Genomic DNA, 23069 nt, shown 5'->3' on the forward strand with positions numbered 1-23069 from the left:
CTCTACTTCTTGGGAGCGAGCTGCTCGATGATCGCCTTGGCGACGTCCTGCATCGTCAGACGGCGGTCCATGGACGCCTTCTGGATCCAGCGGAACGCCTCGGGCTCGCTCAGGCCCATCTTCTCGTTGAGCAGGCCCTTGGCCCGGTCGACGAGCTTGCGGGTCTCGAAGCGCTCGACCATGTCGGCGACCTCGGCCTCGAGCGTGATGATCTGCTCGTGACGGGCCAGGGCGATCTCGATCGCGGGGAGGAGATCGTTCGGGGTGAACGGCTTCACGACGTAGGCGAGAGCGCCGGCCTCGCTGGCGCGCTCCACGAGCTCCTTCTGGCTGAACGCCGTGAGGAGGACGACGGGTGCGATGTTGCCCTTGTGCAGCTTCTCGGCCGCGCTGATGCCGTCGAGCTGCGGCATCTTGACGTCCATGATGACCAGGTCGGGTCGCAGCTCGGTCGCGAGTGCGACGGCGGTCTCTCCATCACCGGCCTCGCCGACGACATCGAAGCCGTTGTCGCGGAGGATCTCGACGATGTCGAGACGGATCAGCGATTCGTCTTCGGCGACGACGACGCGTCGGGGTGCGGATGACGTGGGCTGCTCAGCCTGTTCTTCGTGCTCGGTCACAGAACCATCCTAGTGGAGTGCCCCTGTCAGCAGGCCGTAGGCGGTCGGCGCGGACGAATCCCGTCCGCCCCCTGCGCTACAGTCGTAGACGCGACACACGAGCCGGCGTGGCGGAATGGCAGACGCGGAGCACTCAAAATGCTTTGTCCGAAAGGGCGTGTGGGTTCGAGTCCCACCGCCGGCACCCTCCATCGACGTCTGTCGTCCCCGGTCCCGTGAACGGCAGCAGCGCGGCGGCCGGAGGAAGCCCACGCAGGCGGAGGACGCTCAGGCAGGCGTCGGCGGCTGACCCCGTCACCGCTACTCGGCGAGAACGGCGAGCTCCGCCAGCACCCGGGGATGCGCGAGGATCCGGAAGTGGCCACCGGTGTCGAGGCGCACGTTCTTGGCGCCGGCCAGTTCGCTCCCCTCGGGGATGTGCGGGTCGAACGCCGCGTAGATCGACACGATCCGCTCGTTGATCGTCAGCTGTCGCGCGAGACCCACGATGGACGGGGCCTCCGGCGAGAACTCGCGGAGGGTGCGGGACAACATGAGCCGCGCGTAGCGTGAGCCCCCGAACGGCGTCGCGATCGCCAGCATGGAGCGGACCCTCTCCCCCGCAGCCCCGGTCATGACGAGCTTCCCGGCGAGCCCGCCCTTGCTGTGCGCGACCAGGATCACGTCGGTCAAGCCGCGCTGCTCCAGGAAATCGGCCACCGCCACGGCCATGTCCGCCACCGGGCGCTGATTGCGTGCGAGGGCGTCGACGACGTGGACGGGGTGTCCGCGTTCGTGGAGAGCCGTGACGAGCGGCTGCATGAACTTCCACGTCTCGTACACCCCGGGGAGGACCACGATGTGCGGACCGTCACCGGACGCGAGGGAGGCGGGGTCGGTGCGATCGAAGAGGGCACGAAGCTGCCAGGAGCCCGCGTAGACGTAGTCGGCGATCCACCAGCCCGCCTTCCTCAGCACGCCGATGACGTGCTCCCCCGACGACGATGCAGATCCATGACTGAAAGCTACCCGACGCGCACGACAGAGGGGGCGGAGCCGAAGCCCCACCCCCTCTGGATGCTGTACGTCAGACGCCGGCCTTGTAGATCGGTGCCGCGCCGCGGATCGCATCGCCGACCTTGTGCACGCGAAGGTCGTTCGTCGATCCGATGATTCCGGGAGGGGAACCGGAGATCACGACGACCTTGTCGCCTTCGGCGGCGAGGCCGTTTCCGAGCAGATACTCGTCGACCTGGTGATACATCAGGTCGGTGTGCTGCACCATGTCGACGAGCGTCGAGCGGATGCCCCACGTGAGCGCCATGCGACGGCGGATGCCGGGCTCCGGCGTGAACGCGATCATCGGGATGCGCGACCGCAGACGCGAGAGACGGCGAGCGGAGTCGCCCGACTGCGTGAACACGCAGAGGAACTTCGCGTCGACGAACTCGGCGACCTCGAGGGCGGCGAGGGTGATCGCACCACCCTGGGTGCGGGGCTTGCTCGTGAGCGGCGCGATGCGCTCCAGGCCGTGCTCCTCGGTCGACTCGATGATGCGGGCCATCGTCTCGACCACGACGACCGGGTAGTCGCCGACGGACGTCTCGCCGGACAGCATGACGGCGTCTGCACCGTCGAGGACGGCGTTCGCGACATCCGAGGTCTCGGCGCGCGTCGGCACCGGGCTGTTGATCATCGACTCGAGCATCTGGGTCGCCACGATGACGGGCTTCGCGTTGCGACGAGCGAGCTCGACCGCGCGCTTCTGCACGATCGGCACGGCCTCGAGCGGCAGCTCAACGCCCAGGTCGCCACGGGCGACCATGATCGCGTCGAACGCGTCGACGATCTCCTCGAGCGCCTCGACGGCCTGCGGCTTCTCGACCTTGGCGATGACGGGGACCTTCACGCCCTCCTCGGCCATGATCTCGTGCACGCGGGTGACGTCGGCCGCGTTGCGGACGAACGACAGCGCGATCAGGTCGGCGCCGATGCGCAGACCCCAGCGCAGGTCATCCTCGTCCTTCTCGCTCAGGGCGGGCACGTTCACCGCGACGCCCGGGAGGTTGATGCCCTTGTTGTTGGACACGGCACCGGCGACGATGACCTTCGTCGTGACGGTGACGCCGTCGGTCTCCACGACCTCGACGCGGACCTTGCCGTCGTCGATCAGGAGGAAGTCACCGGGCCGGACGTCCTGCGGCAGTCCCTTGAAGGTCGTTCCGCAGATCTCCTTGTTGCCGATGATGTCTTCGGTGGTGATCTTGAAGATGTCGCCCTTCGCGAGCTCGTACGGGCCGTCCTCGAACTTGCCGAGACGGATCTTCGGACCCTGCAGGTCCACGAGGATCGCGACGGGACGGCCGGCGTCCTCCGCCGCGCGACGCACGTTGGCGTAGTTGTTCTCGTGCACGGAGTAGTCACCGTGGCTGAGGTTCAGTCGCGCAACGTCCACCCCCGCATCGATCAGTGCGCGCACCGTCTCATACGTGGAAGTTGCGGGGCCCAAGGTGGCGACGATTTTCGCGCGTCTCAACAGATACTCCAGGGTAGAAATGGGGGATGTAAATCAGGCGACGGTGCCGGCCTCAGCCTACGCGGGCTGGAGGCCGATCGCGACATCGCTCGGGCGAACCGGCTCGGGGAGCACGGTGGTTCCCATCAGGAACCGGTCGACATTCGCCGCCGCCGCACGTCCTTCCGCGATGGCCCACACGATGAGCGACTGTCCACGACCCGCGTCGCCGGCGACGAACACGCCCGGAACCGTCGACTCGTACGTGGCATCGCGGCGGAAGGAGCCACGGTCGGTGACCTGCGGAAGCGTCTCCTCGGTGTAGCCGTCCTGCTCCGGACCGGTGAAGCCCATGGCGATCAGGATGAGGTCGGCCGGGATCTCCCGCTCGGTGCCGCTCTTGGGAACGCGTCGTCCGTCGATGTACTCGGTCTCGGCGACACGCAGTGCGCGGACCTCGCCGACCTCGTTGGCGAGGAACTCGACGGTCGACGCGAGGAAGACCCGCTCGCCACCTTCCTCATGCGCAGAGGACACCTCGAACAGGGTCGGCATCATGGGCCACGGCTGGTGGTCGGGACGGGCGTCGCCCGGCTGCTTGCCGATCGCGAGGTTGGTGACGCTGAGCGCCCCCTGACGGTGTGCGGTGCCGATGCAGTCCGCACCGGTGTCGCCGCCGCCGATCACGATGACGTGCTTGCCCTCCGCGCTGATCTGGTCGGGAACCTTGTCCCCCGCCACGGCGTGGTTCGACTCCACCAGGTACTCCATGGCGAAGTGCACGCCGTCGAGGTCGCGGCCGGGGATGGCCAGGTCGCGCGGCACGGTGGAGCCGGTCGCGATGACGACCGCGTCGTACCGGGCGCGCAGGTCGGCCCAGGAGATGTCCTTGCCGATCTCGACGCCCGCACGGAAGCGGGTGCCCTCCTCCTGCATCTGGCGCAGACGAGACTCGAGCTGCGTCTTCTCCATCTTGAAGTCCGGGATGCCGTAGCGCAGGAGGCCGCCGATGCGGTCATCGCGCTCGAACACGGCGACGGTGTGCCCGGCGCGCGTGAGCTGCTGGGCGGCAGCGAGACCCGCGGGGCCCGATCCGACGACGGCGACCGTCTTGCCGGTCAGACGCTCCGGCGGCTCGGGCTCGACCCAGCCCTTGGCGAAGGCCTCGTCGATGATCGAGACCTCGATCTGCTTGATCGTGACCGCCGGCTGGTTGATGCCGAGGACGCACGAGCTCTCGCACGGCGCGGGGCAGAGCCGGCCCGTGAACTCCGGGAAGTTGTTCGTCGCGTGCAGACGCTCGATCGCCTCGCGGCCCTCGCCGCGCCACGTGAGGTCGTTCCACTCCGGGATCAGGTTGCCGAGCGGGCAGCCCTGATGGCAGAACGGCACACCGCAGTCCATGCAGCGGCCGGCCTGACGACGCAGGACCTGCTTGTCGCCCGGTTCGTAGACCTCTTTCCAGTCCATGATGCGCACCGGCACCGGACGTCGTGCGGGGAGTTCCCGCTCGGTCACCTTCAGAAAGCCTTTGGGGTCAGCCACCGGTCACCTCCAGGATGCGGTTCCACACGATGTCGCCGTCGGGGTCGATCCCCTCGGCCAGCGCCTCCTCGCGCATGCTCCGCACGGCGGCGAAGTCACGAGGCAGCACCTTCACGAACTCTGCAGCGCTCTCCTCGAAGGTCTCGAGAAGAGCAGCGGCGCGCGGCGAGGCCGTACGCTCCACATGCGCGACCAGCAGGCTGCGCAGCACCTCCAGATCCGCACGATCGAGCGGCTCGAGCAGCAGCTCGCCGCTGCCGAGCGACTGCGCGTTCACCTTGCTGGTGTCCAGCGCGTGCACGTACGCCACTCCCCCGGACATGCCGGCGCCGAAGTTGCGTCCCGTCGATCCGAGGATCACGGCCAATCCGCCCGTCATGTACTCGAGTGCGTGGTCTCCCACGCCCTCGACGACCGCGGTCGCCCCGGAGTTGCGGACGAGGAAGCGCTCGCCGACCACACCGGAGAGGAACATCGTCCCCGAGGTGGCGCCGTATCCGATCACGTTGCCGGCGATCACGTTCTCGTGCGGAGCGATCGCGGAGCCGCGCGGCGGACGGATCGTGATGTCACCGCCCGAGAGGCCCTTGCCGACGTAGTCGTTCGCGTCGCCCTCCAGGCGCAGCACGATGCCCGGCGGCAGGAACGCGCCGAGCGACTGCCCCGCCGTTCCGTGCAGCGTGACGTCGATGGTGCCCTGCGGCAGACCGGCCGCACCGTGGCGCGAGGTCACCTGGTGGCCCAGCATCGTTCCGACGGCACGCTCGGTGTTGGCGATGGGCAGCTCCACCACGACGGGTTCGCCGTTGAGCAGCGCCCCCTTCGCGATGTCGATGAGCTGCACGTCGAAGTGCTTGTCGAGCTCGTGGTCCTGGGTCCGCGCACTGCGGCGCGGCTCCCCGGCCGGGAAGACCGGCCCCTCGAGCACCGGCGTCAGGTCGAGTCCCTCGGCCTTCCAGTGCTCGACGGCCGCGTTCACCTCGATGAGGTCGGCACGGCCGACGATCTCGTCGAGCGACCGGTAGCCGAGCTCGGCGAGGAGCTCGCGCACCTCCTCGGCGATGAACTCCATGAAGTTCACGACGAACTCCGGCTTGCCCGTGAAGCGCTCGCGCAGAACCGGGTTCTGGGTCGCGACACCGACCGGGCACGTGTCGAGGTGGCAGACGCGCATCATGATGCAGCCGCTGACCACGAGCGGAGCGGTCGCGAAACCGAATTCCTCCGCACCGAGCAGCGCGCCGATGATCACGTCGCGACCCGTCTTGAGCTGGCCGTCGACCTGCACGACCACGCGGTCGCGCATGCCGTTGAGCATGAGCGTCTGCTGCGTCTCGGCGAGGCCGAGCTCCCACGGGGTGCCGGCGTGCTTGAGCGAGTTCAGCGGGCTCGCGCCCGTGCCCCCGTCATGGCCGGAGACCAGGATGACGTCGCTGAGCGCCTTGGCGACACCGGCCGACACCGCGCCGATGCCGGACTGGCTCACGAGCTTGGTGTGGATGCGCGCCTCGGGGTTCGCCCGCTTCAGGTCGAAGATGAGCTGCTTGAGGTCTTCGATCGAGTAGATGTCGTGGTGCGGCGGCGGGGAGATGAGTCCCACACCGGCCGTCGCATGACGCGTGCGCGCCACCCACGGGTACACCTTGGTCGGGGGCAGCTGACCGCCCTCGCCCGGCTTCGCGCCCTGGGCGAGCTTGATCTGGATGTCGTCGGCCTCGGTGAGGTACAGGCTGGTCACTCCGAAGCGCCCGGAGGCGACCTGCTTGATCGCGCTGCGACGCTCCGGGTCGACCAGACGGTCCTGATCCTCGCCGCCCTCGCCCGTGTTCGACTTGGCGCCGATGCTGTTCATCGCGATCGCCAGCGTCTCGTGCGCCTCGCGGGAGATGGAGCCGTAGCTCATCGCCCCGGTGGAGAAGCGCTTGACGATCGAGGAGACCGGCTCGACCTCGTCCAGCGGGACGGGCTTGCGGGTGCCGGTGCGCAGCGTGAACAGACCGCGCAGGGTCTTCAGCTCCGCCGCCTGATCGTCGACGAGCTTCGTGTACTCGCGGAAGATGTCGTAGCGGCGCGTCCGGGTGGAGTGCTGCAGCTTGAACACCGTCTCCGGGTTGAACAGGTGCGGAGAGCCGTCCCGGCGCCACTGGTACTCGCCGCCGGTCCACAGACGCTCATGCGCGCGTGCCGCCGCGTCTTCCGGGTAGGCGTAGTCGTGCCGCGCCTGGTTCTCGGCGAAGATCTCCTCGATGCCGATGCCGCCGAGCTTGGACTCGGTCCGTGTGAAGTACGCGTCGATGAACTCCTGGCTGAGGCCGATCGCCTCGAACACCTGAGCGCCCGCGTACGACGAGACCGTGGAGATGCCCATCTTCGACATGATCTTCAGCACGCCCTTGCCGAGCGCGTAGATCAGGTTCTTGACGGCCTTCTCGGGTGTGATGCCCGTGATGTATCCGGTGCGCACGAGGTGCTCGACCGTCTCCATCGCCAGGTACGGGTTGACGGCGGAGGCGCCGTAGCCGATCAGCGTCGCGACGTGGTGGACCTCGCGGACGTCTCCGGCTTCGACGATGAGCCCGACCTTCATGCGGTTCTCGCGCCGGATCAGGTGGTGGTGGATCGCCGACACCATGAGCAGCGACGGGATCGGCGTGAGGTCCTTGTTCGAGTCGCGGTCGGACAGGATGATGAACTCCGCGCCGTCCTCGATCGCCGCGTCCACCTCCGCGCACATCTCGGTGAGGCGCTCCTGGAGCGTCTGGGGGCCGGCATCGAAGTGGTAGAGACCGCGGATGGTCGCACTCGACCGACCCGGCATCGCCTTGTCGATGTGGCGGATCTTCGCGAGCTCGTCGTTGTCGATCACCGGGAAGTCGAGCGACACCGTGCGCGTGTGCTCCGGTCCCCACGAGAGGAGGTTGCTCTCCGGGCCGAGGCCGAGCTTGAGGCTCGTGACGACCTCTTCGCGGATCGAGTCCAGCGGCGGGTTGGTGACCTGCGCGAACTGCTGCGTGAAGTAGTCGAACAGCAGGCGCGGACGCTTGCTGAGCACGGCGATCGGCGTATCCGATCCCATGGCGCCGAGCGGCTCGACACCGGTCTGGCCCATCGGCGTGAGGAGGATGCGGACCTCTTCCTCGGTGTAGCCGAACGTGCGCTGGCGACGAGTGATCGAGGCCGGCGGGTGCACGATGTGCTCGCGCTCGGGCAGCTCGGCGAGCCGGACGGCACCGGCGTCGAGCCACTCCTGCCACGGGTGCATGGTGGCGAGGTCGTGCTTGATCTCGCTGTCCTCGACGATGCGGCGCTGGGAGGTGTCGACCAGGAACATCTTGCCCGGCTGCAGGCGACCGCGACGCTTGATGCGCTCCGGCTCGAACTGCAGCACACCGGTCTCGGATCCGATCACGACGAGGCCGTCGGTGGTCTCGGTCCAGCGTCCCGGGCGGAGGCCGTTGCGGTCGAGGGTGGCGCCGACGAGCGTGCCGTCGGTGAAGATGAGCGCGGCGGGACCGTCCCACGGCTCCATCTGGTTCGAGTGGTACTCGTAGAACGATCGCAGCTCCGGCGTGATGTCGGCCTGCTTCTCGTACGCCTCCGGGACCATCATCATGATCGCGTGCGGCAGGCTCCGGCCCGTGAGGGTCAGCAGTTCCAGGACCTCGTCGAACGAAGCGGAGTCGCTGGCGCCGTCGGTGCAGATCGGGAGCAGCGGAGCGACGTCCCCGAGGAGCTCGGATTCGAGCTGCGACTGGCGGGCGCGCATCCAGTTGCGGTTGCCGCCGACCGTGTTGATCTCGCCGTTGTGCGCGAGCATCCGCAGCGGCTGGGCGAGCGGCCAGGACGGGAACGTGTTCGTGGAGTATCGGGAGTGCACGACGGCCAGCTCCGAGGCGAAGCGCTCATCCTGCAGGTCGGGGTAGAACGGCTCGAGCTGCAGCGTGGTGACCATGCCCTTGTAGCCGAGGGTGCGCGCCGAGAGCGAGACGAAGTAGGCGCCGAGCTCGTGGCCCGCACGCTTGCGCAGACGGTAGGCGACGCGGTCGAGGGCGATGCCGGTGAGAGGCGCATCGGTGTGGGTCGCTCCGCCGGCGCTGACGAACAGCTGCTCGAAGGCGGGACGCGCCTCATCGGCGAGCTTGCCGAGGTTCTCGTTGGCGGTGGGGACCTCACGCCAGCCGAGGACGCGAAGCCCCTCGGAACGGGCGATCTTCTCGATCCCTGCCTTTTGCTGGCGGCGTTCGCTCGAATCGCGAGGCAGGAAGGCCAGTCCAGCGGCGTACTCCCCCACGGGCGGCAGTTCGAAGCCGGCGACTGCGCGGAGGAATTCATCGGGCATCTGCGTCAGGATGCCGGCGCCGTCCCCGGTGCCCGCATCCGAGCCGATGGCTCCGCGGTGCTCCAGGTTGCGCAGGGCCTCGAGGGCCAACGCGATGATGTCGTGCCCGGCTTCGCCGCGCAGGGTCGCGACCATGGCGAGGCCGCAGGCGTCCTTCTCGAACGCCGGGTTGTACATGCCCTGCTTCGGGGGGTATGCGCCAGAGGCGCCGTAAGGGGGCTGGAAGTACACCAGTTACCGTCCTCAGATCTTCGAGTGAAACCCGGGGACGACGTCGGCCCGCTCGTTCAGTGCAATGGTTCTCCCGCCACGAGGCGGCGTTATCGGGAGCCGTCCTCGCTCGTGGGAGCAGTGCTTGTGGCGGTGGCTCCTGCGGTGACTTCTTCGGTCGGAGGCTCGCTCACGTCCACGAAGTCAGAGGGATTGTTCTGCGATTGTACATCAGCGTCGGGGTCGGTCTTCTCGCGGCCCGGCTGGTACGGCGAGGGCTCCAGTCCGGGGTGGCGACGCGTCTGCACGATCAGGATGGCGAGGCCGACGAGAATGCCGATGATCGCCGCCCAGACGTTGCTGCGCAGACCGAGGATGATCTCGCTCGGATCGATGCGGATGGACTCCCAGACGACGCGGCCGGCGCTGTACCAGATGAGGTAGATCGCGAACAGGCGCCCCCACTGGAAGAAGAGCTTGCGTCCGAGCCAGAGCAGGACGATGACGCCGAGACCGTTCCAGAGCACCTCGTAGAGGAAGGTCGGGTGGAACAGTGTGCCCTCGGGGAGACCCGGGGGGAACGCAGTGTTGGGCTGACCGTTCCACGGGTAGGTCGTGGGGATCTCGAGACCCCAAGGGAGGTCGGTGGGGAGTCCGAAGAGCTCGTGGTTGAACCAGTTGCCGAAGCGGCCCATGGCCTGGGCCAGCAGCAGGCCCGGCGCCAGCGCATCGGCGAAGGTCCAGAAGCGGATGCCCGTCCAGCGGCAGCCCAGGTAGGCGCCGATCGCGCCGCCGATGAGAGCTCCGAAGATCGCGATCCCGCCCTCCCAGATCGCCCAGACGGAGCCGGGTTCGAACGGGTTCCAGGTGTTCCTGCCCTCGCCGAAGTAGAAGTTCGGGTGGGTGAGCACGTGGAAGATGCGCGCGCCGATGATCGCCAGCGGCACGGCCAGGATCGAGATGTCGATGACGACCCACGGCTCCGCACCCCGCTTCGTCAGGCGGCGGTTCGTGAGGAGCGTCGCGGCGATGATGCCGGCGATGATGCACAGCGCGTAGAAGTGGATCCGTACGGGCCCGAAGTCCCAGTAAGAGCTCGGGGGGCTCGGGATGCTGGCGAGCACGTTGGTGACGGTGCTGGGGAACGCGAGTGACATGAGTGCGATTCTAGTTCTCGGGATCGGGGCGGGCCGACGAGGTGCCGGCTGCCAGGTTTCGGGTGACCTCGGCGAGGGCGGGGACACCGCCGTCACGGAGGGCGCGGACGAGTGCCGTGCCGACGATCGCGCCGTCGGCGTACTCCGACACCCCCGCGATCTGCTCGGCGGTCGAGATGCCGATGCCCACGCACGCGCGGTGGGCGCCGTGCTCGCGCAGGCGGCCGACCAGGGTGCGGGCGGCGCGGTCGAGCTCGGTGCGCTCGCCCGTGATACCCATCGTGGAGACGGTGTACACGAATCCGGTCGACGACTTCACGACCAGGTCGAGACGCTCGTCCGACGAGGTCGGGGCTGCGAGGAAGACACGGTCGAGGCCGGTCCGCTCGCTGGCGGCGATCCACTCCCCTGCCGCATCCGGCGTGATGTCCGGGGTGATGAGGCCCGCGCCACCCGCGGCGAGCAGGTCGTCCGCGTACCGGTCGATGCCGTACTGCATGACCGGGTTCCAGTAGGTCATCACGAGCACCGGCACGTCGGTCGCGGCCGTGATCTCGCGGATCGCGGTGAACAGGTCGGCCATCCGGAAGCCCGCGGCCAGAGCCTTGGTCGTCGCCTCCTGGATGATCGCGCCGTCCATGACCGGGTCGCTGTAGGGCGGGCCCAGCTCGATGATGTCGACGCCGTTCTCGGCCAGCGCGATGGCGGCCTGGATGCTCGTCTCCAGATCCGGGAATCCGACCGGGAGGTAACCGACGAATGCGCTGCGGCCGGCGTCCTGCGCACGCTGGATCGCCTCTTCGACGCGGCTCATAGCTGAGGCTCCCCCTTCGACGCCTGGTCTTCCTCGTCGCTCTCCTCGGTCACGTCGTGCGCCACAGCGGCCTCGTCGTAGAGCTCGAAGTAGCGTGCCGCGGTGTCCATGTCCTTGTCGCCGCGGCCGGAGAGGCAGATGGCGATCAGGCCGTCCGGACCCAGCTCACGGCCGATGCGCAGCGCGCCGGCGAGGGCGTGCGCCGATTCGATCGCGGGGATGATCCCCTCGGTGCGGCTGAGCAGACGCAGTGCTTGCATGGCCTCGTCGTCGGTCGCCGGGATGTACTCGGCCCGACCGATGTCGGCGAGCCAGGAGTGCTCGGGTCCGACGCCCGGGTAGTCGAGGCCGGCGGAGATCGAGTGCGATTCGACCGTCTGCCCGTCTTCGTCCTGGAGCACATAGGTCTTCGCGCCGTGCAGGACGCCGGGGCGCCCGCGTTCGATCGATGCCGCGTGCTTCTCCGTGTCGACGCCGTCTCCCGCCGCCTCCACGCCGTAGAGCTTGACGCCCTCGTCGTCGAGGAACGCATCGAACATGCCGATGGCGTTGGAGCCGCCGCCCACGCAGGCGACCACGGCGTCGGGGAGTCGTCCGACCTCGTCGAGCAGCTGTGCGCGAGCCTCTTCGCCGATGATCTTCTGGAAGTCGCGGACCATCGCGGGGAACGGGTGCGGTCCCGCTGCGGTGCCGAAGATGTAGTTCGTCGTCTCGACAGACGCCACCCAGTCGCGGTACGCGTCGTTGATCGCGTCCTTGAGCGTGCGCGAGCCCGAGGTGACCGGGATCACCTCGGCGCCGAGAAGGCGCATGCGTGCGACGTTGAGCGCCTGACGCTCGGTGTCGACCTCGCCCATGTAGATGGTGCACTCCAGCCCGAACAGCGCAGCGGCTGTGGCGGTCGCGACACCGTGCTGTCCTGCACCGGTCTCGGCGATGACCCTGGTCTTGCCGAGACGCTTGGTGAGCAGTGCCTGTCCGAGCACGTTGTTGATCTTGTGCGATCCCGTGTGGTTCAGGTCTTCCCGCTTGAGGAAGATGCGCGCGCCCCCCGCATGCTCCGCGAAGCGCGGAACCTCGGTGATCGCGGACGGTCGCCCGGCGTAAGAGCTGAGCAGGTGCGCGAGCTCGGCCCGGAACTCCGGATCGACGATCGCCTCCTCGTACGCGACGGTCAACTCGTCGATCGCGGCGATCAGCGACTCGGGCATGAAACGGCCGCCGAAATCGCCGAAGAAGGGGCCGTGCTGATCGCGCAGGCTCCCTTCGACTCGCTCGGCTCGCTCAGTACGACGCATCATGCCTCCAGGAAGCTCTTGAGGGTGGCGACGGGGTCGCCGGTCACGAGTGCCTCGCCGATCAGGACGACGTCGGCACCCGCAGAGCGGTAGTGCACGACGTCAGCGGGCGTCAGCACCGCGGACTCCGCGATCTTCACCGCTGTGTCGGGGATCCGCTCCACCAGGCGCCCGAAGAGGTCGCGGTCGAGTTCGAGGGTCTTGAGGTCGCGGGCGTTCACGCCGATCAGCGGTGCACCGAGGTCGATGGCCGCCTCGAGCTCCTCGGCGGAATGCGTCTCGACGAGGGGCGTCATGCCCAGTTCGCCGATGAAGCCGAAGAGGTCGCGAAGCACATCGGGCTCGAGACCGGCGACGATCAGCAGCACCAGGTCGGCACCGGCCGCCCGTGCTTCGAGCACCTGGTACCGGGTCGCGATGAAGTCCTTGCGCAGCACCGGCAGCGAGACCCGGGCCGTGACGGCCTCGAGGTCGGCGAGGCTGCCGCCGAAGCGGCGTTCCTCGGTGAGGACGCTGATCGCGGAGGCCCCACCCGTCTCGTAGAGAGACGCCTGGTGCGCAGGATCGGGGATGTCCGCGAGAGCGCCGCGGGACGGGCTCGCCCGCTTGACCTCGGCGATGATCTTCACCCGGTCGGCGGGTGCCAGGAACGACAGCGCGTCCTTGGCAGCGGGACGCGCGAGCGCCTCCCGCTCGACGACGGCCAGGGGGCGCGACAGAGCGCGACGCTCAGCGTCTGCGACAGCGCCGGCCGTCAGGTCGGCGAGGACCATTAGTGCGCCTTCGGAGCGTACTTCGGACCCTTCACGCCGTAGCCGGCCTTGGAGAGCGCCCAGCCGACGATCGCGCCGATCGGGATGAGCGCGACCGAGATCACCACGAGGATGGGCTGCTCGAAGCAGAATGCGACGGTGCCGGCGGTCACGCCGACCAGCATGATCACGACGGCGGTCCAGGCTGCAGGCGAGTGTCCGTGGCCGGGGTCGGCGATCGGGTTGGTCATGTTCTCCTCCGGGGGACGACGTGCAGTTCGGAATCAGTCTATCGGGGTCAGCGCGTCGGATCGGTTCCCCGGGACAGCTCGTCCCAGGAATCGACGGCGTCGACGGGTCCGTCGTGGACCACGGCGGCCTGGTCGGTGCGATACCGCCGTCCGCCGGCCTTCCATCCACGCCAGGTCACCAGCACCACGATCGATGCGGCGAGCAGGATCACCCAGCCGACCAGTGCGATGTACGGCCAGGCGGACGGCACGATGCGTGTCACGACCTCGTGCACCGCATCGCCGCCGGCGAGACCCGTCACCTCGGTCACGGTCGCCGCGACGGCACCGAAGGGCTCGGACAGCAGCAGCTGAAGCGTCGACCAGCCGAGGAACAGGGCGGTCGCCCCGGCGAGCACGCCGAACACGACGCGCACGGCCTTGCCCGCGATCGCGAGCGCGGCGCCCAGCGCCAGGACCGCGAGGCTGAGCGGGGCGAGCAGCACGAGTGCGGAGGCGCCGGGCACCAGGATCGCCTCACCGGCATCGGCGCGCTCGACCGTCAACCAGGTCTGGGTGGACGAGATGATGCCGATCGCACCGGCGAGGAGGAATCCGGAGACGGACAGCGAACGGCCGCGCTGTGCGAAGGTCATGGCTGATCCGTCCCGGCGATGGCCTCGAGATCGTTGGTGTCGAAACAGGTGCGGGTGCCGGTGTGGCATGCGGGACCGGTCTGCGCCACGAGCAGCAGGATAGCGTCGCCGTCGCAGTCGAGTCGCGCCTCGTGCACGACCTGGATGTGCCCGGAGGTGTCGCCCTTGCGCCAGTACTCGCGGCGTGACCTCGACCAATAGGTCGCACGTCCCGAGGTCAGCGTGCGGCGCAGCGCCTCCGCATCCACCCAGGCGAGCATGAGCACTTCGCGGGTGTCCCACTGCTGCACGATCACGGGCGCGAGGCCGTCCGCGTTGAAGGCGACCTGCGCGATGCGCTCCTCCACGGAGGAGCCGTGCGCCACCGTCCGGTCGAGGCCGTCTGCACCATCTGCGGCGTTCATCGTACGAGCACTCCCTCCGCGCGCAGCGCGTCCTTGACGTCGCCGACGGTGAGCGCGCCGGTGTGGAAGACGCTCGCGGCCAGGACCGCATCCGCGCCCGCCTTGATGGCCGGAGCGAAGTCGGAGGCCTGTCCTGCGCCGCCGGAGGCGATGACGGGGACGGATGCCACCTCTCGCATCAGACCGACGAGTTCGAGATCGAAACCGTCCCTGGTGCCGTCGGCGTCGATCGAGTTCACGAGCAGCTCGCCGGCACCGCGCTCGACCGCCTCGCGCGCCCAGTCCAGGGCATCGAGGGTCGTCTGCGTGCGGCCGCCGTGCGTGGTGACCACGAAACCGGAGGACGTCGTCGGGGCGCGCTTCACATCGAGCGACAGGACGAGCACCTGCGCGCCGAAGCGGTCCGCGATCTCTCCGAGCAGCTCCGGACGCGCGATCGCGGCGGAGTTGACGCCCACCTTGTCCGCGCCGACAGAAAGCAGCCGGGCGACGTCGTCGACCGTGCGCACTCCCCCGCCGACCGTCAGCGGCACGAAGACCTGCTCCGCGGTGCGCTGCACCACGTCATAGGTCGTGGCGCGCGCATCCACGGTGGCCGTGACGTCGAGGAACGTGATCTCGTCCGCGCCCTGGGCGGCGTAGTGCCGTGCCAGTTCGACGGGATCGCCCATGTCGCGGAGGTTCTCGAAGTTCACGCCCTTGACGACGCGGCCGTCGGCCACGTCGAGGCACGGGATGACCCGACAGGCGAGGGCCATCAGAGCCTCGCGTTGTGGATGGCCGTGACCAGGATCGCCCGCGCGCCCAGGGCGTAGAGCGCATCCATCACGGGATTGACGCGCGAACGCGCCACCATGACCCGCACCGCGACCCATTCGGGATCGCGCAGCGGCGAGACGGTCGGCGACTCGACGCCGCCGGCGATCTTCACGGCATCGTCGAGGAGGGCGACCGGGAGGTCGTAGTCGATCATCACGAAGCGACGGGCGACCATCACGCCACGCAGGCGACGGAGGAGCGTGTCGGCACCCTCGGCATCGACCGGGCCGGCGATCAGCACGGCCTCCGACTCCAGGATGACCGGGCCGAACACCTCGAGCCCCGCCTGACGGAGCGTGGTGCCGGTCTCGACGACGTCGGCGACCGCATCGGCGACGCCCAGGCGGACGGCGGACTCCACGGCACCGTCGAGAGGCACCAGGTCGACCGCGATGTCGCGCTCGTCGAGGAATGCATCCACCAGACCCGGGTACGAGGTGGCGATGCGCAGCCCGTCGAGCTCGCTCACATCGGTGTAGCGGCCGGTCGGCGCGGCGAACCGGAACGTCGACCCGGCGAAGCCGAGGGCCTCGATCTCGCGCGCACCGGGCATCCGGGCGTCGAGCAGGAGGTCCCGTCCGGTGATCCCCACGTCGATGGCGCCGGAGCCCACGTAGGTGGCGATGTCCTTGGGACGGAGGAAGAAGAACTCGACGTCGTTCTCGGCGTCGATGACGTGCAGGGTCTTGGGATCGCGTCGACCGGCGTAGCCCGCCTCGGCGAGCATGTCGGCGGCGGTCTCGGAGAGCGAGCCCTTATTGGGAACAGCGATGCGCAGCATGGATGGCTTTCAGTTCGAGAGGAGAGGAACGGAGCGCATCACAGATGTCGGTAGACGTCCTGCAGGCTGAGACCCTTCGCGATCATCATGACCTGGAGGTGGTAGAGCAGCTGCGAGATCTCCTCGGCAGCGGCCTCCTGGGACTCGTACTCGGACGCCATCCACACCTCGGCGGCCTCTTCGACGATCTTCTTGCCGATCGTGTGCACGCCGCCGTCGAGCTCGGCGACCGTGCCCGATCCCTCAGGACGGGTCTCGGCCTTGACGCTGAGCTCGGCGAACAGCTCGTCGAAAGTCTTCACGGTTCCAGGCTAGCGGCTCGCGCGAGGTCTCTGAGCCGGGTGACGGCCGCCTCGACGTCATCGGCGCCATACACGGCGGACCCGGCCACGAACGTGTCGGCTCCGGCGGCGGCGGCGAGCTCGATCGTGGAGTCCGAGATCCCCCCGTCCACCTGGAGCCAGATCTGCGATCCGCGTCGACGCGCCTCGTCCGCGAGCGCACGGAGCTTCGGCATCATCTCGGGCATGAAGCTCTGTCCGCCGAAGCCCGGCTCGACCGTCATCACGAGGATCTGGTCGAACTCGTCGAGCACGTCGTACAGGCCCTCCACCGGGGTCCCCGGCTTGACCGCCACCCCGGCACGGGATCCGATGTCGCGCAGTCGCCGGGCGAGGGAGATCGGATCCGCGGCCGCCTCGAGGTGGAACGTGACGCTGGCCGCGCCGAGCTCGGCGTAGCCGGGAGCCCACCGCTCCGGGTCCGTGATCATCAGGTGGACGTCGAGCGGGATCGGGCTCGTCGCCTGGATCCGCTCGACCATCTGCGGGCCGAACGTCAGGTTCGGGACGAAATGGTTGTCCATCACGTCGACGTGCGCGAAGTCGGCCGTCGCGATCCGGGCGAGATCCGCCTGCATGTTCACGAAGTCGGCGGCGAGGATGCTCGGGTTGATGCGCGGGGCGCGGGGCAGTTCCACGGTCCTAGTCTTCCTTCCCAGAGGTGTTCGTCGTTCCGGTGCGCTGCAGGAGTGCGAGGAACATGGCGTCGGTGCCGTGACGGTGCGGCCAGAGCTGCGCGCTGCCCGAGCTCGATCGGCCCTCTTCCGCGAGATCGATCGGAGACACCGCGACGTCGGCGACGGCCTGACGTGCGTCGAGCTCCACGATGTCGGAGCGCCCGCGCAGCACCTCCTGCACGACGCCGGTGGTCTCGGCGAGATGGGGCGAGCAGGTGACGTAGGCGACGATGCCGCCCGGAGCCAGCGCCTCCAGCGCGGCCGAGAGCAGCTCGACCTGCAGCGGCACCAGCTCTGCGACGTCAGCCGGCGACTTCCGCCACCGCGCCTCGGGGCGGCGGCGGAGCGCCCCCAGTCCGGTGCACGGCGCATCGACCAGGATCCGATCGAACTCGCCGGGGCGGGCGGCGGCGAGCTCACGGCCGTCCTCCTCGTGCACGACGACCTCGCCCGGCACCGCCCGCAGAGCCTTGCGCACCAGGCGCGCGCGCACCGGCACGACCTCGTTGGCCTCCAGGGTGACGCCGTGCTCCCGGGCGACCGCCGCCAGGAGCGCCGTCTTCCCGCCGGGACCGGCGCACAGATCGAGCCACCGCTCCCCCTCGGCGATCGGAGCCGCACCGGCCAGGGCGAGAGCGACGAGCTGCGAGCCCTCGTCCTGCACGCGGACGGTGCCGCCCGACGCCTCGACGGATCGACGCGGATCGCCACCGGGCGATGCGAAGGCCGTCGGCGCGTACGGGAGGTGCGGCTCGCCGGGCTCCGCGAGCCCCGGGAGCGCCACGAGGGTGACCTCCGGCGAGGCGTTGTCGGCTTCGAGGAGGGCATCGAGCTCCTCACCGCGCCCCTCCGCCGCCAGGGCCCGACGGAGCGCTCGGATCACCCACACCGGGTGGGCCGACCGCAGCGCCAGACGCTCGTCGTCGGACCGCGCCTCCTCTTCGATGCGCTCCTGCCACGCCTCGCCCGAATCCCGGGTGATGCGCCGGAGGACCGCATTCGCGAAGCTCGACGCGCCGCGACCGGCCGCCGTGGCCACGAGGTTCACGGACTCGTTCACCGCGGCGTGGGAGGCCACCCGCGTCGCGAGGAGCTGATGGACGGCGAGTCGCAGGGCATCGAGCACGGCGGGATCGATGCTGTCGGCCGAGCGATCGGCTGCGGCGGCGATGATCGCGTCGTAGGTGCCGAGCCGACGCAGGGTGCCGTACGTGAGCTCGGTCGCGAGAGCCGCGTCCTGCGGACCGAGTCGGGCCTCGGCGATCGCCGTCGGGAGCACGAGGTTGGCGTAGGCATCGGTCTCCGACACCGCGCGCAGCACGTCGTACGCGACTCGCCTCGCGGGCTGCACCGTGCGTGTGGGCCCGCGCTGTCCCGCGCGGCTCCCGTCGCCCGAAGGCCGACCGGATGAGCGTCGACCGTGCGGCTGCGGCGACCGGCGGCCGCGTGCGTCGTCGCTCATGAGCCGGCCTGCAGCTCGTCGCCGCCGCGCTGTCCGCGCCACCAGTCGACCGCGTTCATCGCGCCCTTTCCGGCGGGCTGGACCCGCGTGACCGCCAGCGGCGTGGAGCCTGTGCCGATGTGCAAGGCCGACTTGGTACCGCGGAATCGCCCGGGTGCCAGCGGCTCCGCGTCTGCAGCGGGGACGGCCTCCAGCACCTTGAAGGGCTGTCCGTCCACGGTGGTGTGCGCACCCGGCTCCGGGGTCACACCACGGAAGCGTGCGAACACGGTCTCGACGGGCTCGTGCCAGTCCAGCAGACCGTCAGGAAGCGTGAGCTTGGCCGCGAAGCTCGGCTCGCCCTCCTGCGGACGTGCCGTGGCCGTGCCGTCCGCGATCGCTGCGACGACCTCCGCGGTGAGCTCGGCGCCATCCTGGGCGAGCACCTCGAGCGCCTCGCCGGCCGTCGCGGTCGCGGGGACCTCGATCTCCCGGAGCGCGAAGACGTCGCCGGCATCGAGTTCCGGAACGAGCTGGAACACGCTCGCCCCGAGCACCCGGTCGCCGGCGATCAGCGCGCGCTGCACGGGGGCGGCGCCGCGCCAGGCCGGCAGCAGCGAGAAGTGCAGGTTGATCCATCCGGACCTCGGCGCGGAGAGCAGCGGCTCGCGCACCAGTCCGCCGTAGGCGACGATGACCCCGAGGTCGACCTGGAGGGCGGAGATCTCGGCGGTCGCGGCGTCGTCGAGGCGCGCGGCCTTGATGACCGGGAGACCGAGCTCGACCGCCGCCTGAGCGACCGGAGAGGGCGTGAGCACACGCTTCCGTCCGAGCGGGGCATCGGGCCGCGTGACGACCGCGGCGATCTCGTGGGAGGTCGCCAGACGGCGGAGGGTGGGCACGGCAGCAGCGGGTGTGCCGGCGAAGACGAGGCGCATGAAGGTTCTCCGGAAGGGTCAGAGCTCTGGTTCGAGGATATCGAGGCGGACGGAGAGCGTGCTCTTGGTGGCACGGCCCTTCCCCCGGCGCCCGCTCACGGCCTCGGCGACCACGGCGGCGCGCAGAGCGGTCGCCACCCGGGTGCCGGCGCCGTAGTCGAAGCGGACGAGGGCGCGCACGCGGGGCGGAATGTCGTCGGACTCCACGGGGACCGGACCCAGCACGGCATCGCCCGGCAGGGCGAGTTCCGTGAGCGCGGCGAGGGCCCGGCCGACGGCGGGCACCGAGCCCTGGACCAGGGCCACACGGGTCGTCGGCGGCATGTGCAGGGGCGCCCTGCTCTCGAGCTCGGAGCGCGCGTGGCCGGCCTGGTTCCACGTGGCCAGCGCTTTCGCCGCCGCACCGTTCACCCCGACGAGGTGGATGGGCGCCCCGGGCGCCGCGAGAGCCGCGGCGTTCGACCACCAGCGCAGGCAGGACTCCGCGATGCGGAGGTCGGGCGCCTGGAGCATGCGGGGGCCGTCGAGCAGAACGACAGCGCGGTAGCCGCCGTCGGCGATCGGCTCGGCGCCGCGTGTCGCCACGACGAGTGCGGGTTTCGCGTCGACCCGCTCGACCGGGTGCGCGCTGTCCGCGACGATCACCCGCACGCCCGGGAACGCGCGTCCGAGCTCGTCGGCGGTGCGTTCGCTCCCGGACGAGGCGAGGCGCAGCTTCGTGGAGGAGCAGGCGGGGCACGTCCAGGCGCTCGCCCCACGACCGCACCATCCGCAGACGGGAACGGCACCGCGATGCCGCGCGCCCAGGGGGCCGCCGCAGTGCGGACAGCGAGCCGGAGCGCGACACTCCGCACAGACGAGGGACGGGGAGAAACCGGGACGCGAGACCTGCACCAGCACGGGCCCCTCGGCCGCGGCGTTGCGTGCGGCGAGGAACGCGGAAGAGGGCATCCGCTGCGCGGTCGGCTGCTCCATCTCCTGCGGCGTGCTGAGGACGACGCGAGGGAGCACACGACGGACGGCGGTGATGTCCTGCAGCCAGCCGAGGACCACGAGCCGCTCCACATCGGTGGTGCGGGTGTGCCCGGCGAACACGAGCGCCGACCCCTCGAGCTCCCGCCGCACGAGCGCGGCGTCGCGGGCGTTGACGTAGGGGGCCAGCGGCTCGCCCAGCAGCGGATCGCCGTCGTCCCAGATCGCGACGAGACCGGCCACGACGGGCGCATAGACGGCGGAGCGGTTGCCCACGACGATGCAGGGGACGTCCTCGAGTGTGCGGAGGAACGCGCGATACCGGTCCGGGTTCGTCTGTCGCGAGTCGTGGCGTACGACCGCATCGGCGGGCACGAGCGTGTCGAGGGCCGCGAGCAGTCGATCGAGATCGCGATGGTCGGGCACGATGAGGATCGACGACTTCCCGGCGGTGAGCATCCGCGCGGCCGCCGCGGCCAGCAGTCGCGCCCATCCCTGGACGCCGTCGACGAGCTGAGGAACGGCTTCCACCGCCGCGCGGCCACCCTCGTCGAGGACCGCACCGAGACCGTCGTAGAGCGCGACGACCTCGTCCGCCACGGACTGCGCCTCGGGAGTCGGCGTCGCGGTCGGCGTATCGGCGGTCCACGCCTTCTCGACGCGCACCTGTCGCTTCGGGATCACGAGACGCAGCACGTCCGAGGCCGATCCCGCGGCGCGATCGGCGACGCGACGTGCGAGCGTATGCAGGCGCTCCGGCAGCACCGGGACCGGCGACACCACGCTCTCCACCTCGGAGAGCGGGCGGTCGGCGTCGTCCTCGGTGTCGATCTCGACGACATAGCCGTCGATCACGCGCCCGACCGTGCGGAGGGGCACCCGGACGCGGACGCCCAGGGGGACGTCGCCGAGCTCGGCGGGCAGCGCGTAGTCGAAGAGTCGATCGAGCTGCGGCAGGGGTGAGTCGAGGAGCACGCGCGCGATGCGCCGGCTCTCCGGAGGCATCAGGACCGCGGTCCCATCAGAGCCCGGCAGCGCGGCGCAGCTCTTCGGCGCGGTCCGTGCGCTCCCAGGTGAAGTCGGGCAGCTCACGGCCGAAGTGACCGTAGGCCGCCGTCTGGGCGTAGATCGGGCGGAGCAGATCGAGCTGCTCGATGATGGCCTGCGGGCGCAGGTCGAACACGTCGGAGATCGCCCGCGTGATGACCTCGTCGGACACCTTGCCGGTGCCGAACGTCTCGACGTACAGCCCGACGGGGCGCGCGACGCCGATCGCGTAGGCGACCTGAACCTCGAGGCGGTCGGCGAGGCCTGCGGCCACCGCGTTCTTCGCCACCCAGCGCGTCGCGTAGGCGCCGGAGCGGTCGACCTTCGACGGGTCCTTGCCGCTGAAGGCGCCGCCGCCATGACGCGCCGCTCCGCCGTAGGTGTCGATGATGATCTTGCGGCCGGTGAGTCCGGCATCCCCCTTCGGGCCGCCGGTGACGAACGGCCCGGCGGGGTTGATGTAGTAGGTGACGTCGTCGAGGTCGAGACCGGTCGTGGCCAGGATCGGGTCGATCACGTGCTCGCGGATCTGCGCCTTCAGCTCGTCCTGCGAGATGTCGGGGTGGTGCTGCGTCGACAGCACGACGGCATCGACCGTCTTCGGGGTGAAGCCGTCGTAGCCGAGGGTCACCTGGGTCTTGCCGTCGGGGCGCAGGAACGGCAGCACGCCGCTGCGGCGCACGGCCGTCAGCTGCTCGGCGATGCGGTGCGCGGTCCAGGCGGCCATCGGCATGAGCTGCGGGGTCTCGTTCGTCGCGAAACCGAACATGATGCCCTGATCGCCCGCGCCGAGACCGTCGAGCGGGTCGATCGACGAGCCGTCGCGATGCTCCTGTGCACTGTCGACGCCGTGGGCGATGTCGGTCGACTGCTCGCCCACCGAGACGCTGACGCCGCAGGAGTCACCGTCGAAGCCGGTGTCGCTCGACGTGTAGCCGATGCCGTTGACGACCTGACGGACGATCGTCGGGATGTCGACGTAGGCGTCGGTCCGGATCTCGCCGGCGACGTGCACCAGTCCGGTGGTGACGAGGGTCTCGACCGCGACGCGGGAGCCCGGGTCCTTGGCGATGAGGCCGTCGAGGATGCTGTCCGAGATCTGGTCGCAGATCTTGTCCGGGTGCCCTTCGGTGACGGACTCGGACGTGAACAGACGCAGCGCGCTCATCGATTCTCCAGAACGGGACGGACGGTGGGAGGGTGTTGCACCCATTCTGGACCGCGCCTCCGACAGAAGGGAGGCGCGGTCTCGAATATCACTCTGCGTGACGCAGGCGGAGCTTGTCCTCGTTGATCTCGTGCAGCGCGATGGTGAGCGGCTTGTCCTCGACCGAGGAGTCCACGAGCGGGCCGACGTTGTCGAAGAGGTTTCCCTCGTGCAGGTCCGAGTAGTAGTCGTTGATCTGGCGCGCGCGCTTGGCGGCGTAGATCACGAGCTCGTACTTGGAGTCGACGCGGTCGAGCAGGTTGTCGATGGGGGGATCGATGATTCCGTTGTTGTGTCCGGCCATGGTGAGACCTCCTGATCAGG

The 23069-nt window shown here is 69.6% G+C and carries 21 protein-coding genes and 1 tRNA gene; 1 reads left to right on the top strand and 21 read right to left on the bottom strand.

Annotated features, from left to right (window positions below; translation table 11 throughout):
- Positions 1-2 precede the first annotated feature (2 nt).
- Entirely contained in the window at positions 3-623 is a 621-nt protein-coding gene (locus tag MME74_RS09190; RefSeq protein ID WP_017202127.1) for an ANTAR domain-containing response regulator, read from the bottom strand.
- 101 nt (positions 624-724) lie between these two features.
- Here MME74_RS09190 and MME74_RS09195 point away from each other — a divergent pair.
- Positions 725-807, top strand: a tRNA-Leu gene (locus MME74_RS09195).
- A gap of 116 nt (positions 808-923) precedes the next feature.
- Here MME74_RS09195 and MME74_RS09200 read toward each other — a convergent pair.
- From MME74_RS09200 to rpoZ, 20 genes are all read right to left on the bottom strand, one after another.
- A complete protein-coding gene (locus MME74_RS09200; protein ID WP_267414502.1) occupies positions 924-1580 on the bottom strand; it encodes an esterase/lipase family protein in 657 nt (218 codons plus the stop codon).
- 109 nt (positions 1581-1689) lie between these two features.
- Positions 1690-3138 carry a pyruvate kinase gene (gene pyk / locus MME74_RS09205; RefSeq protein WP_267414503.1) on the bottom strand — a complete coding sequence of 483 codons (1449 nt, stop codon included), beginning with the start codon at positions 3136-3138 and terminating at the stop codon, positions 1690-1692.
- Positions 3139-3195: 57 nt separating this feature from the next.
- A complete protein-coding gene (locus tag MME74_RS09210) occupies positions 3196-4662 on the bottom strand; it encodes a glutamate synthase subunit beta (RefSeq protein WP_267414505.1) in 1467 nt (488 codons plus the stop codon).
- Positions 4655-9178: a glutamate synthase large subunit gene (gene gltB, locus MME74_RS09215; RefSeq protein WP_267414507.1), complete on the bottom strand. Its 4524-nt coding sequence runs from the start codon at positions 9176-9178 to the stop codon at positions 4655-4657. Before gltB ends, MME74_RS09210 begins: the two co-directional genes overlap by 8 nt.
- Positions 9179-9321: 143 nt before the next feature.
- Positions 9322-10368 carry a prolipoprotein diacylglyceryl transferase gene (gene lgt / locus MME74_RS09220; RefSeq protein ID WP_267414508.1) on the bottom strand — a complete coding sequence of 349 codons (1047 nt, stop codon included), beginning with the start codon at positions 10366-10368 and terminating at the stop codon, positions 9322-9324.
- Between the two features lie 10 nt (positions 10369-10378).
- On the bottom strand, positions 10379-11182 hold the full coding sequence (gene trpA / locus MME74_RS09225) for a tryptophan synthase subunit alpha (RefSeq protein WP_267414510.1): 804 nt from the start codon (positions 11180-11182) through the stop codon (positions 10379-10381).
- A complete protein-coding gene (gene trpB, locus MME74_RS09230; RefSeq protein WP_267418549.1) occupies positions 11179-12480 on the bottom strand; it encodes a tryptophan synthase subunit beta in 1302 nt (433 codons plus the stop codon). Before trpB ends, trpA begins: the two co-directional genes overlap by 4 nt.
- On the bottom strand, positions 12480-13253 hold the full coding sequence (trpC, locus tag MME74_RS09235) for an indole-3-glycerol phosphate synthase TrpC (RefSeq protein ID WP_267414512.1): 774 nt from the start codon (positions 13251-13253) through the stop codon (positions 12480-12482). The genes trpB and trpC overlap by 1 nt, the downstream gene beginning before the upstream one ends.
- Positions 13253-13483: an HGxxPAAW family protein gene (locus MME74_RS09240; RefSeq protein WP_267414514.1), complete on the bottom strand. Its 231-nt coding sequence runs from the start codon at positions 13481-13483 to the stop codon at positions 13253-13255. Before MME74_RS09240 ends, trpC begins: the two co-directional genes overlap by 1 nt.
- A 47-nt stretch (positions 13484-13530) precedes the next feature.
- Positions 13531-14118: a Trp biosynthesis-associated membrane protein gene (locus MME74_RS09245; RefSeq protein ID WP_267414516.1), complete on the bottom strand. Its 588-nt coding sequence runs from the start codon at positions 14116-14118 to the stop codon at positions 13531-13533.
- The gene (gene hisI, locus MME74_RS09250) at positions 14115-14522 is read right to left on the bottom strand and encodes a phosphoribosyl-AMP cyclohydrolase (protein WP_267414518.1); all 408 of its coding nucleotides are present in this window, start codon (positions 14520-14522) and stop codon (positions 14115-14117) included. Before hisI ends, MME74_RS09245 begins: the two co-directional genes overlap by 4 nt.
- The gene (gene hisF / locus MME74_RS09255) at positions 14519-15280 is read right to left on the bottom strand and encodes an imidazole glycerol phosphate synthase subunit HisF (RefSeq protein WP_267414521.1); all 762 of its coding nucleotides are present in this window, start codon (positions 15278-15280) and stop codon (positions 14519-14521) included. The genes hisI and hisF overlap by 4 nt, the downstream gene beginning before the upstream one ends.
- Positions 15280-16122 carry an ATP phosphoribosyltransferase gene (gene hisG / locus MME74_RS09260; protein ID WP_021200602.1) on the bottom strand — a complete coding sequence of 281 codons (843 nt, stop codon included), beginning with the start codon at positions 16120-16122 and terminating at the stop codon, positions 15280-15282. Before hisG ends, hisF begins: the two co-directional genes overlap by 1 nt.
- A gap of 38 nt (positions 16123-16160) precedes the next feature.
- Complete coding sequence (locus MME74_RS09265; RefSeq protein ID WP_267414526.1) at positions 16161-16424, bottom strand: phosphoribosyl-ATP diphosphatase; 264 nt, start codon at positions 16422-16424, stop codon at positions 16161-16163.
- Positions 16421-17101: a ribulose-phosphate 3-epimerase gene (gene rpe / locus MME74_RS09270; RefSeq protein ID WP_267414528.1), complete on the bottom strand. Its 681-nt coding sequence runs from the start codon at positions 17099-17101 to the stop codon at positions 16421-16423. The genes MME74_RS09265 and rpe overlap by 4 nt, the downstream gene beginning before the upstream one ends.
- 4 nt (positions 17102-17105) lie before the next feature.
- Positions 17106-18602, bottom strand: a complete 1497-nt coding sequence (locus MME74_RS09275) for an RsmB/NOP family class I SAM-dependent RNA methyltransferase (protein ID WP_267414530.1) — start codon at positions 18600-18602, stop codon at positions 17106-17108.
- Positions 18599-19519 (bottom strand): methionyl-tRNA formyltransferase, encoded by a 921-nt coding sequence (gene fmt, locus MME74_RS09280; protein ID WP_267414532.1) that lies wholly within the window; start codon positions 19517-19519, stop codon positions 18599-18601. Before fmt ends, MME74_RS09275 begins: the two co-directional genes overlap by 4 nt.
- An 18-nt stretch (positions 19520-19537) precedes the next feature.
- Complete coding sequence (locus MME74_RS09285; protein WP_267414534.1) at positions 19538-21496, bottom strand: primosomal protein N'; 1959 nt, start codon at positions 21494-21496, stop codon at positions 19538-19540.
- A gap of 16 nt (positions 21497-21512) precedes the next feature.
- Positions 21513-22706 (bottom strand): methionine adenosyltransferase, encoded by a 1194-nt coding sequence (gene metK / locus MME74_RS09290; protein ID WP_267414536.1) that lies wholly within the window; start codon positions 22704-22706, stop codon positions 21513-21515.
- A gap of 88 nt (positions 22707-22794) precedes the next feature.
- Complete coding sequence (gene rpoZ, locus MME74_RS09295; RefSeq protein ID WP_017204385.1) at positions 22795-23049, bottom strand: DNA-directed RNA polymerase subunit omega; 255 nt, start codon at positions 23047-23049, stop codon at positions 22795-22797.
- Between the last annotated feature and the right edge of the window lie 20 nt (positions 23050-23069).

Source organism: Microbacterium oxydans (assembly GCF_026559675.1).
GTDB lineage: Bacteria > Actinomycetota > Actinomycetes > Actinomycetales > Microbacteriaceae > Microbacterium > Microbacterium oxydans_D.

What these genes read in the sequence shown, in the direction of transcription:
- MME74_RS09240 (WP_267414514.1), bottom strand. Translation starts at nt 13,483, where the DNA reads ATGACCAACCCGATCGCCGACCCCGGCCACGGACACTCGCCTGCAGCC.
- hisF (WP_267414521.1), bottom strand. Translation starts at nt 15,280, where the DNA reads ATGGCCCTCGCCTGTCGGGTCATCCCGTGCCTCGACGTGGCCGACGGC.
- trpB (WP_267418549.1), bottom strand. Translation starts at nt 12,480, where the DNA reads ATGCGTCGTACTGAGCGAGCCGAGCGAGTCGAAGGGAGCCTGCGCGAT.
- trpA (WP_267414510.1), bottom strand. Translation starts at nt 11,182, where the DNA reads ATGAGCCGCGTCGAAGAGGCGATCCAGCGTGCGCAGGACGCCGGCCGC.
- rpoZ (WP_017204385.1), bottom strand. Translation starts at nt 23,049, where the DNA reads ATGGCCGGACACAACAACGGAATCATCGATCCCCCCATCGACAACCTG.
- trpC (WP_267414512.1), bottom strand. Translation starts at nt 13,253, where the DNA reads ATGGTCCTCGCCGACCTGACGGCCGGCGCTGTCGCAGACGCTGAGCGT.
- lgt (WP_267414508.1), bottom strand. Translation starts at nt 10,368, where the DNA reads ATGTCACTCGCGTTCCCCAGCACCGTCACCAACGTGCTCGCCAGCATC.
- hisI (WP_267414518.1), bottom strand. Translation starts at nt 14,522, where the DNA reads ATGAACGCCGCAGATGGTGCAGACGGCCTCGACCGGACGGTGGCGCAC.
- MME74_RS09275 (WP_267414530.1), bottom strand. Translation starts at nt 18,602, where the DNA reads ATGAGCGACGACGCACGCGGCCGCCGGTCGCCGCAGCCGCACGGTCGA.
- gltB (WP_267414507.1), bottom strand. Translation starts at nt 9,178, where the DNA reads ATGTACAACCCGGCGTTCGAGAAGGACGCCTGCGGCCTCGCCATGGTC.
- hisG (WP_021200602.1), bottom strand. Translation starts at nt 16,122, where the DNA reads ATGCTGCGCATCGCTGTTCCCAATAAGGGCTCGCTCTCCGAGACCGCC.
- metK (WP_267414536.1), bottom strand. Translation starts at nt 22,706, where the DNA reads ATGAGCGCGCTGCGTCTGTTCACGTCCGAGTCCGTCACCGAAGGGCAC.
- fmt (WP_267414532.1), bottom strand. Translation starts at nt 19,519, where the DNA reads ATGCGCCTCGTCTTCGCCGGCACACCCGCTGCTGCCGTGCCCACCCTC.
- MME74_RS09245 (WP_267414516.1), bottom strand. Translation starts at nt 14,118, where the DNA reads ATGACCTTCGCACAGCGCGGCCGTTCGCTGTCCGTCTCCGGATTCCTC.
- MME74_RS09285 (WP_267414534.1), bottom strand. Translation starts at nt 21,496, where the DNA reads ATGCCTCCGGAGAGCCGGCGCATCGCGCGCGTGCTCCTCGACTCACCC.